General features: G+C 43.2%; 2 protein-coding genes. Both read left to right on the top strand.

The annotated features are described in order from the left end of the window. Positions 1-379, top strand: a 379-nt coding sequence (locus RUMCAL_RS16165; RefSeq protein WP_021681146.1) for a relaxase/mobilization nuclease domain-containing protein, incomplete at its 5' end; no start/stop codon positions are given. Positions 380-569: 190 nt separating this feature from the next. Beyond that, positions 570-1,038: protein adenylyltransferase Fic (fic, locus tag RUMCAL_RS03515; RefSeq protein WP_084194327.1), on the top strand; the 469-nt coding region annotated here is incomplete at its 3' end.

Raw genomic sequence — 1,038 nt, 5'->3', positions numbered from 1 at the left:
TAAGACCAGTGGAAATCCGGCATTTCATTTTATTGTCGTATACAGTGCGAGATCGACTTGGGGTGATAATTATGAGCGGGCGGAATCTATGAGCCGGAGCATTGCCTCTTATTTTTCGGACAAGTATCAGATCGTTTACGCAATACATCGAAAGCCCTGCTCTAAGATATATGGCGGTTGTTCGTCGGTATATCACGCTCATTTTGTTATGAACTCGGTCAGCTATATAGACGGGACAATGTTTTCAGGGAACAGATCAGAGCTATATGCTTTTCTGGACTACATCAAGCAAGTCACAGGAGATAAGTCCTGGGTGACGCAATATGGCTCTGAGAAAGGAAATGGGTGTCAAGGCGTTTCTGATGTTATGGCAGTGTGATTGAGCCTGTTTGGGTTTTGGCTGCATTGTGGCGAAATGGCTTGTTCTCAGTGCAGGTGTGGAGTAGGTTGTGGGAGACTTAACTTTTGTTGTGGTGTTCCAGTTCTCTGAAAATGCTGTTGTGTAAATGAAAGCATTCTGGTATAATAGAGATAGAACGATTTCTGATATTACAGAGAAAGGGACAGCAATGACAACAAGAGAAATTGACCGAGAAAGTTTTGAGAAAGCCAAGCAGTTATTTATAAGCGGTGAGATTGACAGAATAGAAGTTGGCACAGTAAAAGGTTTGCAAGAAATACACAAGGCACTTTTTGACGGGCTGTACGACTTTGCCGGAAAAATCAGAACCTTGAATATTGCAAAGGGCAATTTCCGTTTTGCAAACAGCTTGTACTTAGATGCAGTTCTTTCGGCAGTCGAGAAGATGCCTGAAAATACGTTTGAGGAAATTATCGCAAAATATGTGGAAATGAATGTGGCACACCCGTTCATGGAGGGCAATGGCAGAAGCACAAGAATCTGGCTGGACATGATCCTCAAAAAGCGTCTGGGGAAAGTAACGGACTGGGCGAAAATTGATAAGGTACAGTATTTGCAGGCGATGGAGAGAAGTACAGTAAATGACCTGGAACTGCGGTTTCTGATACAACCGAATC

The sequence above is a fragment of the Ruminococcus callidus ATCC 27760 genome, from assembly GCF_000468015.1.
Lineage (GTDB): Bacteria > Bacillota > Clostridia > Oscillospirales > Ruminococcaceae > Ruminococcus_C > Ruminococcus_C callidus.
This window is presented reverse-complemented; position numbering and strand designations above follow the sequence as displayed.